This is a genomic window from Leptolyngbya sp. FACHB-8 (assembly GCF_014695575.1).
Taxonomy (GTDB): Bacteria; Cyanobacteriota; Cyanobacteriia; order Elainellales; family Elainellaceae; genus Vacuolonema.
Map to the genome: position 1 here is coordinate 23,375 of NZ_JACJOO010000062.1, position 18,466 is coordinate 41,840.

At 53.4% G+C, this 18,466-nt stretch carries 10 protein-coding genes; 4 read left to right on the top strand and 6 right to left on the bottom strand.

Annotated features, from left to right (window positions below):
* The first annotated feature begins 85 nt into the window (after positions 1-85).
* From H6F91_RS15665 to H6F91_RS15675, 3 genes are all read left to right on the top strand, one after another.
* Complete coding sequence (locus H6F91_RS15665) at positions 86-1,648, top strand: FAD-binding oxidoreductase (RefSeq protein ID WP_190772227.1); 1,563 nt, start codon at positions 86-88, stop codon at positions 1,646-1,648.
* 228 nt (positions 1,649-1,876) lie between these two features.
* On the top strand, positions 1,877-3,163 hold the full coding sequence (locus H6F91_RS15670) for a DUF917 family protein (RefSeq protein WP_190772228.1): 1,287 nt from the start codon (positions 1,877-1,879) through the stop codon (positions 3,161-3,163).
* Positions 3,164-3,329: 166 nt separating this feature from the next.
* Complete coding sequence (locus H6F91_RS15675; RefSeq protein WP_190772229.1) at positions 3,330-7,181, top strand: adenylate/guanylate cyclase domain-containing protein; 3,852 nt, start codon at positions 3,330-3,332, stop codon at positions 7,179-7,181.
* Positions 7,182-7,312: 131 nt separating this feature from the next.
* Here the strand turns inward: H6F91_RS15675 and H6F91_RS15680 are convergent, their stop codons facing one another.
* Positions 7,313-7,468, bottom strand: coding sequence for a hypothetical protein (locus tag H6F91_RS15680; protein WP_190772230.1), 156 nt, complete (start codon positions 7,466-7,468; stop codon positions 7,313-7,315).
* 21 nt (positions 7,469-7,489) lie between these two features.
* Here H6F91_RS15680 and H6F91_RS15685 point away from each other — a divergent pair, with 21 nt between their 5' ends.
* Positions 7,490-9,124 (top strand): alpha-D-glucose phosphate-specific phosphoglucomutase, encoded by a 1,635-nt coding sequence (locus tag H6F91_RS15685; protein ID WP_190772231.1) that lies wholly within the window; start codon positions 7,490-7,492, stop codon positions 9,122-9,124.
* A 222-nt stretch (positions 9,125-9,346) separates the two neighbouring features.
* On the opposite strand, the gene menB is transcribed toward H6F91_RS15685, so the two are convergent.
* The 5 genes from menB to ppk1 all read right to left on the bottom strand — a co-directional run bounded on the left by menB (position 9,347) and on the right by ppk1 (position 17,675).
* Positions 9,347-10,180: a 1,4-dihydroxy-2-naphthoyl-CoA synthase gene (menB, locus tag H6F91_RS15690; RefSeq protein ID WP_190772232.1), complete on the bottom strand. Its 834-nt coding sequence runs from the start codon at positions 10,178-10,180 to the stop codon at positions 9,347-9,349.
* Between the two features lie 223 nt (positions 10,181-10,403).
* A complete protein-coding gene (locus tag H6F91_RS15695; RefSeq protein WP_190772233.1) occupies positions 10,404-11,867 on the bottom strand; it encodes an ABC transporter substrate-binding protein in 1,464 nt (487 codons plus the stop codon).
* A 461-nt stretch (positions 11,868-12,328) separates the two neighbouring features.
* Positions 12,329-13,813 carry an ABC transporter substrate-binding protein gene (locus tag H6F91_RS15700; protein ID WP_190772234.1) on the bottom strand — a complete coding sequence of 495 codons (1,485 nt, stop codon included), beginning with the start codon at positions 13,811-13,813 and terminating at the stop codon, positions 12,329-12,331.
* A gap of 135 nt (positions 13,814-13,948) precedes the next feature.
* Positions 13,949-15,469 (bottom strand): serine/threonine-protein kinase, encoded by a 1,521-nt coding sequence (locus tag H6F91_RS15705; RefSeq protein WP_190772235.1) that lies wholly within the window; start codon positions 15,467-15,469, stop codon positions 13,949-13,951.
* Positions 15,470-15,509: 40 nt separating this feature from the next.
* The gene (gene ppk1 / locus H6F91_RS15710) at positions 15,510-17,675 is read right to left on the bottom strand and encodes a polyphosphate kinase 1 (protein WP_190772236.1); all 2,166 of its coding nucleotides are present in this window, start codon (positions 17,673-17,675) and stop codon (positions 15,510-15,512) included.
* Positions 17,676-18,466 lie beyond the last annotated feature (791 nt).

An 18,466-nucleotide genomic window follows, 5' to 3' on the forward strand; every position in this document is an offset into this window, starting at 1 on the left:
AAACTGCATTAGCGATCGCTAGGTACAGGCGGGGACGCCCTCCATACCCAAGGTCTAACTACATATGAGATGAGGAGAGGCAGTCATGGCAATGCTCACCAATGCGAATTTAGCCCTGCGTCAACAGCAGTTGCATCAGTCGCTCTCCAGACTACCAGACGCTGAACGTTGCAGGCTTCCATTTAGCGATGAAGAACTGAAAGCGTTCCAGCAATCCTTACAAGGCACGATCGTGCTTCCAGGCGATCCGACATACCCCCAAGATCGAAAAGGACATTCCCTAGTCCCCGATCTCCCCTATCCCTGCATCATCGTTTACTGTGCGGCTGAATCAGATGTTGCTGCATGCTTGGCGCTTGTCACGAAATACCGGGATGAACTGCCGTTCGCTGTTCGCTCAGGAGGACACAGCAACACCGGATACTCTGTAGTCGATGGTATGGTGATCGACATCAGCAACCTCAACGGGGTGTTCGTATCTCCTGATCGGACGACCGCTGTTGTACAGGCGGGCGCTACCCTTGGATTGGTCAACGCTGAGCTAGATCTCTATGGGCTACATATTCCGGGTGGCGAATGCGCGACGGTAGGAGTGGCCGGTCACATGCAGGGCGGTGGCTACGGCTTTACTTCCCGTACCTTCGGTTTGAACTGTGATGTCGTTGAACGCGTTCGAGTGATGCTCGCTGACGGCAAAATCGTCGTTGCCGATGAAACTCAGAACACTGACCTGTACTGGGCGATACGAGGAGCCACGGGTGGCACCCTGGGGATACTCCTTGAGGTGGAATATCGCACGGCCCCGCTCAGCGATCTATGGGCGTTTGTGATTGAATGGCCCATTGATCAGGCCGCTCAGGTGCTACCGGAGTTACAGAGAAACTATATGCAGACTGGATTGACGCCCAAACTTGGGTATCAATGTGCCTTTTCCAGAATTCGCGGCGCGGAAGATTGTTCGTTCTTGTTCATGGGAATGTATGCAGGCCCACGGGAGGAGGGCAAGGGCTTGATCGCCCCTTTGATGACTATCGGTACGCCGAACCTGTTGCAGGAGCAGGTGGCGCGATACAAAAACCTCAGCGACTTCTTGCTCAATTGGTGGGAGATCCCACCAGATTTAGAAACCGTCTTTGAAAGCAAGCAGAGCAACTACATTGCGCGCACCCTGGAACCGAGCGAATGGACCGAAATCATTGACTATTTCAAGACCACACCCAACCTCTATAACTTGTGTGCATTTGAGGTCTATGGGGGAGCCGCAGCATCACCCCAACGCCCCAACGCCTTCATTCACCGCGACGTCGATTTCGATTTCTTCATAGACTCGTTCTTCAGTGACAAGTGGCCCAAGAGTGGCCAGAAAGAGGCGGAAGAATGGCTCACAGGGTTCAACGCACTGCTCCAAAAATACTCTAACGGGCACAAATACCAGAATTATCCAAACCGGAATAATATCAACTATCGCTGGAACTACTGGGGTGACGTGTTTAATTCACTCCTGTTCGTTAAGACAAAATACGATCCGACCAACTTGTTTACCAATGAGCAGGGGTTAACACCGTATCCGGAAGGAGCGGATATCCAACGCTCTGAAGTTCCCTCTCAATTCAGCGATACGAAAATTGTCTATGAACCCAGACACTAAGGCGAGTTTTGAAACTTGCTGGAAGGGTTGTTTTTTCGTGCGCGAAGCACACGAAAAAACAACCCTTAAAACAGACCCTAGTATTCCGTTAAGAATTTTTTGACGAGTCAAAGACCGGTCAAAAAATTCTTATTAGTTTTTAAGTGTTGGGTGCCCGACACTTAAAAATTGATAGAACACTAGGGGCGTGTCGCTGCTACAACCTCTCACTGCAATGGAGATACCGTCATGTTCCTTAGCGTGCACCACGCTACCAGCTTGAACCGTTACGAAGAGCTGCCAGTTCAATCGCGGGAGCCTCGAACGCCCTTGGTGCGGCCTCTAAAGCCCATTAGCTGCAACGAGGCCGTGCTGACGGTGGATCATCAGTCTCTTCAAGACCTATTAGATGGTGCCGCCTTTCTTTCAGTGGGAGGCGGTGGTCCGAAAAGTATGGGGCGGGATATGCTCGGAACCCTTGATCCGAGCCAGGTGATTCCCATGGTCGGGGTCGATCAGGTCGGCGATGACCAATGGGTTGTCATGTCTGCCTATTTGGGATCGCCGATCGCCGCAGCCAATTTGAAATCCCCCAGCTTCAATTCGTTAGAGCGCTGCATCAGAGCACTGGAAAAATCGGCAGGCGTCAGCGTATCGTTTGTGGTGCCAGGTGAAATAGGTGCGGTCAACAGCATCGCACCCATTCTGGCGGCGTGTGACCTGGGCGTTCCCGTGGTCGATGCCGATGGTTGTGGGCGGGCAGTGCCACTCATCGCCGCAACCACCTTCGGGCTACAAAACGAGCTGATTCAGCGGGGTGGGGCAGCGATCGCCAACGATGCAAACGACCCAACCCAGTATCAATCTGCCGTTTTTCAGGCCTGTACAACCAGCCAGATTCAGACTAATGCGATCGCGGTCATTGGCAGCTCCGCCTACGGGCTGCTCGGTGCCATTGCCACATGGTTAATGAAAGGGTCAGAACTCAAGAAATTTGCCGTTCCTGGAGGTCTTAGCAATGCCATTGCCGTAGGAGCCGCAATCCGGCAAAGTCAAGGCAACTATCTACAGGATGTGCAGCAAGCTTTGAAAACCGCTGGCCTCAAGAGCCGGGTACTGGGCGGGGCACCCATGAAGCCGCTGAAGATGGCCGTTGCTACTCAGCAAGGACACGATCACGCGACGCTGACCTTGCAGGTGAGCGGTAGCGAGGAAATTGTAACCGTTTACATGGTTAACGAAAACATCTTGGCCTACTCTAGTAAGTTATCGCAGCCCGTTATCATGGCCCCTGATATGTTGGCCTGGCTGGGTCTGGATGGCTCTACCTTCGACAACTCGGAACTAGCGGCAAAAATCCAAACCGGAGAGGCCGGGGAACTGTATGCCATTGGCATCGAGGCGACTCAACCGATTGGTGCCCCCAGCCAGGCCCACCGCATCGCGTTTCGTGATGACCCTGGCATTTTGAAGGTAATGCAGGCGATGATGGAAGACCTGGGCTATGCAGGAAGCTATGTCAAGTTTCAGGCTTGAGTTGGAGAAAACCGTGCAGCTTGCTTCTGACTAGTTCAGTTGGGCGTCAGTTTGCCTACTCTTTGATGAGGCAAGCCTCTAACACTCACCTCATCAAAGGGTAAGCAAGCTGATGCCCCAAGATACTAGGGTGCCCCGATGACACACACCCACCGTTGACATGAAAATGGCATACCCGATTGATGACATCACCCGCTACATCCCGAACCTGATTATTGACCGGTTTCAGGATGCTTCGCCTTCTCTAGAAGAGGCGTTCAGCGACACTCCGGTGGGGGCGATGTTGATGGCGGACATCTCGGGGTTCACGGCTTTGTCCGAGCGGCTTGCCGAGCAGGGGCCGGAAGGGGCCGAGGTGCTCACTCACATCCTTAACGGCATCTTTGAACGCCTGGAGGGGTTGATCGCCAGTAGCGGGGGCGATGTCTTGCACTTTGCAGGAGACGCGCTCTACGCGTTCTGGCCTATCCGAGATGGGGCCGATCGCTCCGCTGTCGTGGCGATCGCCACCCAATGTGCCATTGATGCTCAGCATGTCCTGGCGGATTTTGCCGCCTCCGAAGGACGCTCCATCTCCATGCGTATTGGGGTTGGGGTCGGTTCACTCACGGTGTTCCACGTCGGCGGCATTTACCGCAAGTGGCACTACATGGTGCGCGGCGATGCTGTAGAGCAGGTCTGTCTGGCTCAGGATCGCGCTCAACGCGGCGAAGTGATTTTGTCGCCCGAAGCTAGTGAGCTGGCTCAGAGCAATTTTCTGCTTGAGCCAAAGACCGGAGGGTATGCCCGAGTTATCAAAGCTGTCACTGAGCTTGTGGCAGTCTCTTCGCTAATGGAGCGATCGCCAGCACAGAATATCGAGGCATTACGGGCGTATATCCCCAGCGTTCTATTGGCTAGAGCGGCAGCGGGTCAGGCCGCTTATATGTCCGAGCTGAGGAGGGTGACGACCTTATTTATTAGCCTCGCAGGCTTCCACGACGACGCAGAACTGTCGTTGATTCAAACCGTTGTCCAAGACATTCAAACGGCACTGAACCGCAGAGAAGGAACGCTGAACAAGCTCAGCGTCGATGAGAAGGGCGTCTATATCATTGCGGCGTTGGGGCTGCCTCCCCTGGCCCATAAGGACGATCCCACCCGTGGAGTCCAGGTAGCTCTTGATATTCACGCGCAGCTCGACAGGCTGGGCGTTCGCCACGCGATTGGGGTAACGACAGGAAAAGCATTCTGTGGTGTGGTTGGAGGTGATAAGCAGCGGTGCGAATATACGGTGATTGGGGCATCTATCAACCTGGCAGTAAGGTTGATGCAGGCTGCGATCGCCGACCCAAACAGTCAGGTTCCGATATTTTGCTGCGACAATACCCATCGAGCGACTCGGGAGTTGTTTGTTTATCAGAAGAAGGGGCCGATCCGGGTCAAAGGTAAGAATCAATCTGTCTCCGTCTACGTGCCCCTGCGTGAGCAACTCCAGCGCCCCCAAATTTCTGACATCGTCGGTCGCCTCCAGGAGCGAAATCTGCTGAAAGAGGCCGTGAAGATGCTGGCTTGGGGCAAAGGAACGCAAACAATCGTCATTGAGGGCGAGGCAGGGGTCGGTAAGTCACGCCTGACCCAAGAATTTTGTCGGATGGCAGATGAGGAAGGTGTCGTTACGTTGCGCGGTGTTGGGGATGCGGTCGAAAAGAATGTCCCTTACCACGGCTGGCGTGGCATTTTGACACACCTATTTGCCCTTGAGCGCGGTGCGACCCTGGAAATGCACCGTGAGCAGGTCTTGAATGCGGTTGGGCCTGCCCTCGCCGATGATGTTTCGCTGCTCAACGACATCCTCCCGCTCGAGTTTCCTGAAGCTGACGTTGCTCTGGAGGGGCCAGCTCGAGCCGCCGCTATCAGGGCTCTAGTGTTGAGTTTGCTAAAAGCATCGGCTGAGCGCACCCCGACCACCATTCTCATTGAAGACGCCCACTGGCTTGACTCAGCTTCGTGGCAGCTGCTTGAAGATGCCATTGAGGACGTAAATCCGCTGCTGGTCGTTGTGGCAACCCGTGCTGTAGTTGGGCCTCAAGCGACAACCTTCCGTCAGTTGCTCGACCGCGAGGAGACAACCCACGTTCGGCTTCAGGACTTCGATCAGAATGATACCGGAGCACTCGTTGCCCAGCGTCTCGGTGTTACCCAGGTGCCGACAGAGGTAGTGAGCTTCGTCCATAGCAAGAGCAGAGGCAACCCTTTCTTTGCAGAGGAACTGACCTACGCGATCCGAGAAGCCAAGCTGCTCGACATCAGCGACAAAACCTGTCGCCTCCGCGAAGAAGTATCTAAGCTGGATGATCTAGGCTTTCCCGACACGGTTCAGGGGGTCGTGCTTGGGCGTATCGATGGCCTTGACCCTGAGCACCAGATGGCTCTGAAGGTTGCCAGCGTCATTGGGCGGGTGTTCGCAATTTCAGCACTGAGTCAAATTCACCCGATCCTGCCAGAGCATGTAGATTTGGGGGCAGTCCTGGGAGAGCTGGAGCAGCTCGAAATGACTCCCCTGTATAGAAACGACCCCGAGCCAGAGTACATCTTCAAGCACCTTATTACCCAGGATGTAGCCTACAACCTGCTGCTCTACAAGCAGCGGCGAGAGCTGCACCGTGCTACGGCCATGTGGTACGAGGAGCACCATGCCAAAGAGCTGGCTCCCTACTACTCGGTGCTGGCTCACCATTATCAACAAGCTGAGGACAGCGGCAAAGCCCTTCAGTACGCCATACTCGCGGGCGATCGCGCCATGCGAATCGCGGCCTACACGGAGGCCGAGCAACGCTACGCCCAGGCGATCGAGATGCTCAACAGCCTGGAAGAGGGCAAGGAGCGCAACAGCCTGGAGTTGCAGCTTCGGATGAAACAAGCCAACCCGCTGGTGATGACCCAGGGGTATCAGTCAGAGCAGGTGCGTATTGTGTATGAGCGGGCGCGTGCCCTCTGCCAGGATGTCGGTAACATACCGGATATGCACACGATTCTCCGGGGACTGTGGAGCTATTACCTGTTCGTTGGGCCGTTGGAGACATGCCGCGATATCGCTGAGCAGTGCAACACCATCGCTGACAACTCAGATGACGACGGACTGAAGATGGAAGCCGCTGGAGCCCTTGGCAATACTTTGTTCTGGTTAGGTCAGCTCAAGCTAGCCCGCTCGAAGAGTTCAACCCTCGACGAGATTTATGAGCGCGGCGATGCGCATAAGGATCGCGTACACCGCTTTGGGATGGACCCCTACATTGCCTTCTCTACCTGGATTTCTTGGGGGGATTGGATCCTCGGCTACCCGGATTCCTCACTGGCCCGCGCTAAAAAAGCGCTGGCTATAGCCCGCAATCTCGATCACCCTTTTTCTGTAGCCCAGGCGCTACAAACCGTGTCTTGGGTCTACATTTGCCGCCATGAATTCGCTCAGGCCCGCGAAGTGGCCCGAGCCATGCTTAATCTGGCTAAGGAAAAGGAGTTGGGCCTGTGGATCGTGCTTGGAAACATTCTCTGGGGCCGCGCGCTAGTGGGGCTGGGTGACTTCGATACAGGTCTGCCCATGATGAAGGAGGGGATCGCGGGCTTGCGTGACAGCGGTGCCTGTCTGGGCATCGGGTTCTTCTCCATGCTCCTCACTCAAAGTTTGCTTGACGCTGAAGACTTAGACGGTGCCTTTGAAACCATTGACCAGGGGTTGGACGATGTCCAAACCTATGGCGAAGGTGCTTACATCGCCGAACTCTACCGCCTCAAGGGCGAGGTTCTGTTATCCCGCGACGGTACCCAGGCCAAGGAGCAAGCGCGATCGCTGTTCCATAAAGCTTGGGCGATCGCTCAAGCCCAAGAAGCCCGCTCTTTCCTATTACGTATCGCGATGAGTCTTTACCGGCTCGGCGATGACCCAAACGGCACGCAACTAACCGCAGCGCTGGCTCAAATGCCCGAGGGCAAAATGACCTACGACCAAATTGAGGCGAGAAAACAACTAGATTCTTGATAGGACTTACGCATTTTTGTGGTGTGTGATGTGCTTTGCACATCACACACCACAAAAATGCTGTAAATACAGTGCTGTCTAAAAAACTCCAAAAGCGACATCAACTTGCGAAAGCCCTGGCTGTATAAGATTTACACGAAGCCTGTCCCATTGGAGTTGACGGGATGTACCCAAAATGGCTCTATAGAGTTGTCGAAAGGAATAACGCGCGTGTCAGAGGCTGTTGCGATCGCGACAAACCGCCGTCGGGGGCGATCGCCCTTCTGTCCAGTATCTAAATCCCACATTTGACGGGGCTACCCCATCCTATGACTATCCAAACTATCGCAACGACCCCATTCTCGGATCAGAAACCCGGAACCTCGGGCCTCCGTAAAGCCGTACAGACCTTCCAAGAATCCAATTATCTGGAAAATTTCGTCCAGGCCATCTTTGACAGTCTGGAGGGATTTGCAGGGCAAACCCTAGTCGTGGGCGGCGACGGACGTTACTATAATCGCGAAGCCATCCAGATCATCCTGAAAATGGCCGCTGCCAACGGATTCGGGCGCGTCAAAGTAGGACAAAACGGCATTCTCTCTACCCCGGCCACCTCCTGCGTCATCCGCAAATACAGCGCCTTCGGAGGCATTATCCTGTCTGCCAGCCACAACCCCGGTGGCCCAGATGGCGACTTCGGTATTAAATACAACACGGGTAACGGCGGCCCCGCTCCCGAAAAAATTACCGATGCCATCTACGCCCACAGTAAGGAGATTCGCGAATACAAAATCCTCGAAGCTGCCGATGTGGATCTGACTCGTTTGGGTGAAACTCAATTGGGCGAGATGACCGTTGAGGTGATTGACTCCGTTGCGGATTATCAGGAGTTGCTAGAAACGTTATTCGACTTCGATCGCATCAAAGAATTCATTGCTGCCGGTAATTTCCGGATGTGCATTGATTCGATGCACGCCGTTACAGGCCCCTACGCCCACGCCATTTTTGAGAAACGTCTGGGTGCCCCTGCTGGCACCGTCATGAACGGCGTGCCCTTGGAGGATTTTGGTGGCGGTCACCCTGACCCCAACCTGGTCTACGCTCATGAGCTGGTCGAAATCCTATTTGGGGATAATGCACCAGATTTTGGAGCGGCATCCGACGGAGACGGCGATCGCAACATGGTTCTGGGCAAGAACTTCTTCGTTACTCCCAGCGATAGCCTTGCCATCCTGGCCGCTAACGCCACCCTGGTTCCCGGCTATAAAGATGGCATCGCCGGGGTAGCCCGCTCCATGCCCACCAGTGCCGCCGCCGATCGCGTAGCCGCTCAACTGGGCATTGACTGCTACGAAACCCCAACCGGCTGGAAGTTTTTCGGTAACCTGCTGGATGCAGGAAAAGCTACCCTCTGCGGCGAGGAAAGCTTCGGTACTGGTTCCAACCACGTGCGGGAGAAGGACGGGTTGTGGGCAGTGTTGTTCTGGCTGAATATTTTGGCAGTGCGTCAAGAATCGGTGGAGGCCATTGTCAAACAGCACTGGCAAACCTATGGCCGCAACTACTACTCACGCCATGACTATGAGGGTGTAGCCAGCGATCGCGCCAACACGCTCATCACCAACCTCCGCAATGCCCTCTCCACCCTCAAAGGCCAGCAACTCGGCAGCTACACCGTAGACTACGCCGATGACTTCAGCTACACCGACCCGATCGATAACAGTGTTAGCCAAAATCAGGGCGTTCGTATTGTCTTCACCGATGGCTCTCGCGTCGTGTTCCGCCTTTCCGGCACAGGCACCCAGGGAGCTACCCTGCGAGTCTACCTGGAAAGCTACGAACCTGATGCCAGTAAGCACGACCTGGATCCACAAGTAGCGCTGAAGCCGCTCATCGACATCGCAGAAGAAGTGGCAAACATTCGGGAGCTCACAGGCATGGATAAACCCACGGTGATCACCTGATCTCAGGGGTCACGATCCTTTGTAGGGGCAGGTTTAGCCAATAACGTCTTGGATTATTCCAAAACGTTAAACAAAACCTGCCCTGATGGCAGCAATTCTCGTTTTGAATTGAAGCCTGAAAATAGCCCGCCTTCGGCGGGCTATTTTCAGGCTTCACATTTAAATTCCCATATTTGCAAGAACGGACGCAGTTCGTTCTTGCAAATATGGACGTTAATTCTCTTACGGCAGCCAGGGGTATTGGCGGAAGTCAGGCGATCGCTTCTCCAAAAACGCCTGTTTCCCTTCAGCCCCTTCCTCAGTCATGTAGTACAGCAGGGTAGCGTTACCCGCCAGTTCTTGCAGCCCAGCCTGACCATCGCAATCAGCATTGAAAGCTGCCTTAAGGCATCGAATGGCGATCGGGCTTTTCTCCAAAATTTCTTGCGCCCAACGAACCCCTTCTGCCTCCAATTCTTCAACGGGCACAACGCAATTTACCAGGCCCATTTCCTCAGCTTGCTGAGCATTGTATTGACGGCACAGGTACCAAATCTCTCGGGCTTTTTTCTGACCGACAATACGCGCCAGATAACTGGCTCCAAACCCGGCATCAAAGCTGCCAACTTTGGGGCCAGTTTGTCCAAAAATGGCGTTGTCAGCGGCGATGGTGAGGTCACAGACAATGTGCAACACATGGCCTCCCCCGATCGCATACCCTGCCACCAGAGCAATCACCACCTTCGGCATGGAGCGGATCAGCTTTTGCAAATCCAGCACATTTAACCGGGGCATACCGGAGTCATCAATATAGCCGCCCTTACCCCGCACACTCTGGTCACCGCCTGCACAGAAAGCATACTTCCCATCCGTATGAGGCCCGGCCCCTGTAAGTAGAACCACCCCAATGCTGGTATCTTCCCGCGCATCACAAAAGGCGTGGTATAGCTCGTTAATGGTTTTAGGACGAAACGCATTCCGTTTGTGAGGACGGTTGATCGTAATTTTGGCGATGCCGTCTGCCTTGTGATAGAGAATGTCTTCGTAAGTTCCGGCAGATTGCCACTCGATAGCCATAGCCCTGTCCGCTGAAAAGAGTTGCCGACTTGGGCTTGCGCCCTGCACGGCAAGACAACCCAACTACTATCCCACGGAATTACCCAAAAACCCATAGGACTTATGCACAGGAGTTACGCATTCGTGTTGTGTGGGGTGTACTTCGCACACCACACACAACACAAATACTTAAATATGATGAACTCGCGTAAGTCCTAAAATGCATAAGTCCTGACGGATCCTACTAGGGAACTGGGACGAAGTCGAAGCCCTTACCCGATCGCCCTCCTGGTTGTACTTTTACCAGTTGAACATTTTGATTGCGATCGCCCGATGGGAAAAACTGCACATTACTCGTTGCACCCGTTGCCGTAAAGGAATCCGACCGGATGGTTTCCATAATCTTCTGACGCGTCGGAGCAGGTGCTTCCTGAATGGCTCTAATCAATGTCTGGGTAGCATCATAGGCCGTTACGGTACGCCAATTGACATCCCCACCCCAGAGCTGACGGGATGCAGCTACAAAGGGAGAATCGTTATGAGCCAGAATATGCCAGGGAACAGCCACGACCATTTCCGCCGTCCCCTGTTCTGCCATTTGCAGGGTTTTAGGCGTATACATATCGTCACCCCCTAATAGGGCAAATCTGCCGTAATTGGCGCGCGCCACCTTAAAAGCATTGTCGAGTTGCCCTGTATTGGGCAGAAGCGCCAACACCGTAGCCCCTGCCAACTGCGCCTGTTGGACTTGTGCCTCTGCATCAAAATTAGGAGCTGATAGATCATACACACCCACGACTTGGCCACCGCCACGTAGCAGTGCAGAGATAAATTCAGTCTTCAGCGATTCACTATAACCACTCTTGGAGTTGTAGAAAACCGCTGCTTTTTGCTGCTGAAGGGTATTGAGCGTGTAAGTGGCCAACGTACTACCTGCTACAGAATCGCTGGGTACCGTGCGCAGAATATAGTCGCTGCGGTTAGACAAGGTGACCGAAGTGCTGACAGGAGAAATAGCCACCAGACCTAAAGCATCATAAGCATTCCCTGCTGCAAGGGTGACATCACTCGCATAGTGGCCGACCACCCCCAAAATGCTGGGGTCTCCAATCAGGGCGATCGCAATCTGCTTGGCAATCTCCGGATCTCCCTCATCGTTGGCGATATAAACTCGCAGGGGTGTTCCTTTCATTCCCCCGGCCTGATTAATCTCCGTTTGGGCTTGGGCAACACCCCGCAGAATCTCCCGAGAGCCGTCGGGATCTGTGCTGATCGGGACAGCGACGGCAATGCTGAAGGACGCACCCGAACCAATCCGCGCATTGTTCAGGTAAATCAGGGCTTCGGGGTCATTACGATTCAATCGCAGGGCAGCTTCCAAACCGTTGATTGCCCGCTGAAGGTCACCTTCATTCAATGCGGCGACTGCTCCCTCCTTCTGAATCGTGACACCATCGGGAAACAGGAGACGCCCCCCCTGACTGATGCGGGTGATTGCGTCAGGGTTGTAAAAACTGCTAAACCCAACCGGAACCGTTGTGGGTAAAGGCGTTGGCTGAAGATCGAGCGGGGATTGAGCCGCTGGCCCAAAGCGCAGAATCCTACCCAGATTGAGGTTACGGGTCAGCCATGAAAAACCAAGCCCAATGAGGGCCAGAGTAATGACCAAGGACACAATCAGCTTAGAGGTTTCGTTTGTTTTAGCCATGTCAGCAAGAGTATTGAGGTGGCAATCGTTCGGAGCTGTGTTTATGCCTGGTTGGTTTCGCAGTTGGCACCGTTGCGATCGCCTGCAATTTGAGGGTGTCGACAGGTAGACTGTTGAATTCGCTACTTTATTGTAGGAAACACGGTGCTCCGCACTTATCACGGACGTCTAAAAATTATTTTTTAGGACTTAGGAGATTGCTAGAAAAGAACCTCCCATTTTTTGGGGAAAGTGCACGGCTTCGCCGTGCACTTTCCCCAAAAAATGGGAGGTCTTTGTTGGACTCCTTAGGAATTTGTGTTGTGAGTAACCTCAGTTCGGGTTAAGGGCTTTTTCGAGTGCCGCGCGTCGCGCGGCACTCGAAAAAGTCCATTGTTGCGTGCGCTTCGCGCACGCAACAATGGGCGGTTCGGCTTATCCCGAACTGAGGTTGAGTAGTGGTTTGTTTTTGCTGTGAAGTACTAGAACAGCGTCTTCTGGCCTAACGGAAGGAAACCCAGAGATGTGGGTTCTTCGAACACAGGGGCGAATTCAGCGGGCACGAAGTCATAGCCATAGCCTGAGCGGAATCCCGGCTGCACTTGCACAAATTGAATGCTGGCGTGGCTGCGATCGCCCCCCGGCAAAAACTGCACCACTCCGGTCGCACCTGCTGCGAAGAAGTTGGGTTGCAGTAGTGCTTCGGCAATGCCTTTGCGGGTTGGGTTTTGACGCATTGCTGCGACTAGAGCCTGCATTGCATCGTAGGTCATCGCTGTGCGCCAGTTCACATCCCCCTGCCAGAGTTGGCGCGATCGCTGCACAAATAGTGAGTTTGGATCCGTCAGCACATGCCAGGGCACTGCCGTTACCATGCCCACCGACTCTGGCCCAACGATCTCCAGGGTTTTGGCACTATAAAGCTCACTGCCGCCCAGCAAACTCAGCCGTCCCCGATTTACCCGCACCACTTGCAACGCGCGATCGACCTGCGCGGCATCCGGGAGTAAAATCAATGCCGTTGCTCCCTGCAAAGCAGCCTGATTAAAACTATCAACCGGGCTGAAGCCTGGGCCAGCCAGATCGTACTCCCGCAGCAATTGCCCACCCTCAACTGTAAGTGCCGAACCCAACTCCAAACGGAGAGAACGGCTAGATGCACTGGTGGAACTATAAAACAACGCGACCTTTTGCTGTTGCAATCGATTCAACATCTGATGGGCCAGAGCCCGAGCCATCATGAAATCTCCCGGTAGGGTGCGAAAGGTGAAGCGTTTTTCGCGAGGGGGTGGGGTAGCGGTGCTGAGGGGTGAGATGGCAACCAGTTCGCCGTCTTCGTAGCGGGAGGCAGCAGCCTGGGTCGCTTCAGTCGTACTATGACCCACCACCCCCAAAATTTGCCCGTTTTGTATCAGTAGGTCGGCGATTTGGGGGGCGATCGCCACATCCCCATCATCATTGACCAGCACCAATCGCAGTGGCACCCCCTGAATTCCCCCAGTCTGATTCACCTCGTTCTGGGTCTGAGCGGCCCCCCGCAAAATTTCTAATGTGCTGCTGAGGTCACGTCCGCTGGGTACCACCACCGCCAGGGTGTAAGCAAGCCCCTGCCCAATACGAGCATTGTTGAGGTAAATCAACGCTTCGGGGTCATTGGGGTTTACCGCCAGCGATGCCTCAAAATACTGCGCGGCTTCAGGATATAAGCTCGATGCCATCGCCGTTACCCCCAGTTGCTTCTCTGGCAACGCCCCCATCTCAATCAACAATCGTTCCCCCTGACTAAAGCGCTCGGCCAGAACTGGAGAAAGGCGGGTGGGCGATCGCCCCGTTAAGATCTGCGGATTCAAACTCAGCAGATGATCAAGATTCATGCGTCCGGCAGACCACCAAACCCCGCCCGTCAGCAGAGTCATGGTCATTAGCAACAACACAAGCAGAGTTGGCGCTTCATTTTTAGGGGTCATGGATGCCAGGGGCGGAGATGCAGCAACCTCTAGCAGCAGCCCATGTCAAACCCTTGATTCCCTCACCTAACAAAGAGGTTTCTCAAGCTCGGCTCCCTCTTTGTCGAAGGGCTTGGGAGGATTTCCAGACAGCTGCTAGAAAAAACGAGAGGTAATCGTATAGATCAACCTGAATACTATTCCGAACGCCACCGCTACTAATCCGGCCAAAATTGCAAAAACGGGAACAACTTGTAGTGGATTGCCGACTAACAAGGTGTTCAAGAATGGCACGAACAGAACGAGCAGCAACGTAATAACTGCCAGAATCCATAAATCCTTGCCCTCAATCCACCGTCGCGATTGGGCGTAGATCAGCCCCACAACAATACCCAGCCAGGGAATCCAGAACACTGGGCTAACAAAGGTTGTCCCCAAAAGACTGGCCAGGGCGATCGCCACCAATCCCCCCTCAAATCCTGTAAAAGCCGCACTGCTCAAATATTCCAACAGAGAAAGGGGACGTGCTCCGGCAGTTTGTGAGACGGGAAGAGGCGGTTGTGTCGGTTGAGATAGGGGAGCCGGGTGAGAGCTCTGAAGGGAAGTCGTCGTTGGAGTTGGGAGAGGCGTTGGGAGAGGCGTTGGAGCCGGGGTCGGAGTTGGAGCGGCAGCCGCAGCGGCTCCCCCTGAAGATGTTAGGGGGTGACCAATCGTTGGGGCACCCGCTGCCTCAAGGGCATCTGCAACGTCCTTAGCGGATTGGAAGCGTTGGTTAGGGCTGGCCCGCAGCATCTTTTCGAGGATTTGTTTGAGGCGATCGCTCACCTGCACCAAATCGTGCCATTTCCAGTCATTGCTGTAGGCATCGTAAAGCTCATTGGGCTCCTTGCCCGTCAGCAGGGTCAGGCAAGTAACGGCTAGCGCATACAGATCCGTGGCCGGATACACCACGTCCCCCCGCATCTGCTCTGGTGGGGCAAAGCCCAGAGAGTAAATTCCTGTGGAGGCTTTACCAGCTGGGGAACCGACACTGGCCGTAATCTGCTTAACAGCCCCAAAATCTAGCAGAAACAGCCGCCCGTCCCGCCGCCGCATAATGTTAGAAGGCTTAATATCTCGGTGGATGGAATCGTTGCTATGTACGAAGTTCAACACCTTAAGAATAGAGGTTAGCACCTCTACCGTGTCTTCTTCAGACAAGGGACCACGACGACGAACCTCCTCTTCCAGGTTCTCGCCGTCGATAAACTCCTGCACCAGGTAGAAGAAGCTATCCGATTTACCAGCCGTACGACTGGGCACATCCAACTCAAAAAAAGCCAGCAAATCGGGGATTTGAGGGTGGCTGTTGCCGAGTTTCTCTAACACCACCGCTTCTCGTTCAAACAGGTTTTGAGCTACCTGCAACTGATTTGGGCTGAGATCGCCCGATGGTTGAAACTGTTTGACAACGCAATTACGCATGGCAGGGGTGTAGCGATCGCGCGCCAAAAACGCGGCCCCAAAACCACCCTGCCCCAGCAAGCGAGTCGGAATATAACGCCCTACCAGTAGTAGCGGCATTCCGCAAGCCGTACAGTACTTTTGCTGAATTGTACGCAGGGTTGCCGAATCATCCAGATCGGCAAAGAAATTTTGAGGACGGGGACAACGGGGACGCGTGCAGTGGACTTCCATGCGTTTGGGTACGAAGTGCCTACGCTCTAAGTTACCGCAATCAGCTCGCTTGAGATGCAGCCTGAGTCGCCAATTCCATCAATACTTTTTGCGCATTGCGTTCGCCCCCCGGCCCCCGAGGCCGACGCTGGATGTAATGGCCATCCGGCTGCAACTCCCAGGATTGACGGTTGTCGGCCAACATAATGCCTAAAATAGCCTGCAAATCCTTGGCGAGAGCGGGCGACTCTACCGGAGCCATCACCTCTACCCGCCGATCCAGGTTGCGGGGCATCCAATCCGCACTGCCAATGAAGACTTTCTCATCCCCGCCGTTGTGGAAGTAGAGAATACGTGCATGCTCCAGAAAGTGTCCCACAATACTCATCACCCGAATATTTTCGCTGACTCCCTCCACACCGGGCCGTAACGCACACATCCCCCGCACAATCAGGTCGATCTGCACGCCTGCTTGAGAAGCCCGATACAGCGCCACAATCAAATCGGGATCTACCAGCGAATTCATCTGAGCCACAATACGGGCATGCTTCCCCTGGAGGCGGTGCTCAATCTCCTGATCGATCATACGGAGGAGGCGATCGCGCATATTCACCGGAGCCACCAGTAACTTCCGGTAGGAGTTTTGCCGAGAGTAGCCCGTCAAGTAATTAAATAGGTCGGTAACATCCATCCCCAGTTCTTCCTGGCAGCTAAACAGCCCCACATCGGTATAGAGCCGGGCAGTTTTGGGGTTATAGTTGCCGGTTCCAATGTGGACATAGCGGCGTAGTTGGTCACCTTCCTGCCGCACCACCATGACTAGCTTGGTGTGAGTTTTTAGCCCCACGAGGCCGTAAACTACATGCACCCCAGCGTTTTCTAAAATCCGGGCCCAGTTAATATTGTTCTCCTCGTCAAACCGAGCCTTCAATTCCACAATGGCAGCCACCTGCTTGCCATTTTCCGCAGCCGCTACCAGGGCATCCATGATGGGTGAATCCCCAGAGGTGCGATACAGAGTCATTTTGATCGTTAACACATTGGGGTCATGGGCAGCCCAGGTAATGAACTCCTGCACAGAGCGCGTGAAAGACTGGTAGGGATGATGTACTAACACATCCTGCTGCCGCACAATTGAGAAGAAATCCTCGTTGGGCTTGCCATAGCCTTTGTAACTTTTAGAGAGTGGATGTAAACGCGGGTGACGCACGGATGGCATAGAAGCGGCCTTCAAGTGATCAGCCGGAAGCGTGTATAAATCCATCAAATTGTGCAGACCTATCAGCCCGTCAAGGTCGTAAACGTCCTCTGGGAGAATTTCCATTTCCTGAATCAGACGGTGACGCAGGGGCAATGGCATCGACGCCTGCACCTCAACCCGCACAACACACCCGCCCATTCGGCGTTGCCGTAGCTTCTCCTCAATGGCGAGCAGCAGGTCGTCGGCTTCGTCTTCTTCGACTTCAATATCAGCATCTCGGGTGACCCGAAACGCATAATGGCCCTCAATTTGCATGCCCGGAAACAGCTCATCCAGATTTTGCACAACCAGCTGTTCTAAAGGAACACCGCTCCAGAGGCTTTCGCCTGAGCGGGCTAACTGCCGCAAGTTTTCGGGCAATTCGATAAACCGGGGCAGCGTGTCGGGCACCTTGACTCGAGCCAGCAACCGCTCCTGCGTTTGAGGATTGCGCAACTCCACAATTAAATTCAAACAGAGGTTCGATATATAAGGAAAGGGATGGCCGGGACCCATCGCAAGGGGCGTCAGCACCGGAAAAATGCTTTCCTGAAAGTACCGCTGCAAGTAATCCTTCTGGTCAGCCCGCAACTGCTCGTAATTTAAAAAGAAAATACCGTGGGTTTCTAATTGAGGTCGTAGTGCTTCCTGAAAATGGCGATGTTGGCGCTGCACCATGGGCAGCAGGCGATCGCGAATGGCTTTCAACTGCTCCTGGGGAGTACGGCCGTCGGGCGATCGCTTGGTGACCTCGGCCTCCACCTGTTGCTTCAGGCCCGACACCCGCACCATGAAGTACTCATCCAAATTGTTGCTAAAAATAGCAATAAATTTTAGCCGTTCTAATAACGGGTTCCGGGGATCTAGCGCCTCATGTAAGACGCGATTATTAAACTCTAGCCAGCTTAACTCCCGGTTGAGGAAATATTGAGGATCTGTCAAAGGCGGATGTGCCTCAGTGTGGAGTGCGGATGACAGACTATACATAGATGAAACCTCGATGCATGAATCCCTATGACCTTCGGGAGAACAATGATGATACTATGCCCCCTTAAGAAGCATGGCTAAGCAGAACACAATGCGCCATAAGGGGAAATTTTTGAATAACAAGAAGGCGTAAAGGAGCGGTAAAAACTGCCCCTCAAGACAAACTTTTTGAGCTTCAAGGTGTACATAACCCTAGCATTACCCAAACCAGACCCAGGAAAGTTGATTTTTAGTCGTTGAAACATACAAAAAATTAACTTTCAACCAGGCAATTGAGAGTAAAGCTTATGGAAGGACAACTTAAAGAAGCGTTTGAAGGAAAGTATAAATCTGAGAAACTGAGCATTACATCAGCTACATATAATTTGGAGGTTTCTGTATGTTTTGAATACAGCTCCTACAAACACTACAAAATACATAAGAGAAATCAGCGATGCAGAGCTCAATCAGATCTTCCAACGCCTTCTATACAAAGATGCCTATGTTTACTTCACCATAACAAATTCAAAGGCCACGGTCGATGGTGTTAGAGAATACCAATGCTCTATCTGAAGGCAGAAATAATAGGTATAGACAATATCTAATATTAAAGTTTTATATGATTTATACCTTGCGAAACTTGCCTACTCTAAGCCGTTAAAGAAGGTCGTCTATAGAACAGAAGAACTAAGTAAGTTAAGCTATTTTTCCCTTGAAAGCAGGTTTAAATTCAGTCGTTACGTTTTTAGTGCCCCCCGCTCCAATCGCGACTGTTATTAAACTTTGTATCCCATCATTATTAATAGCGATCC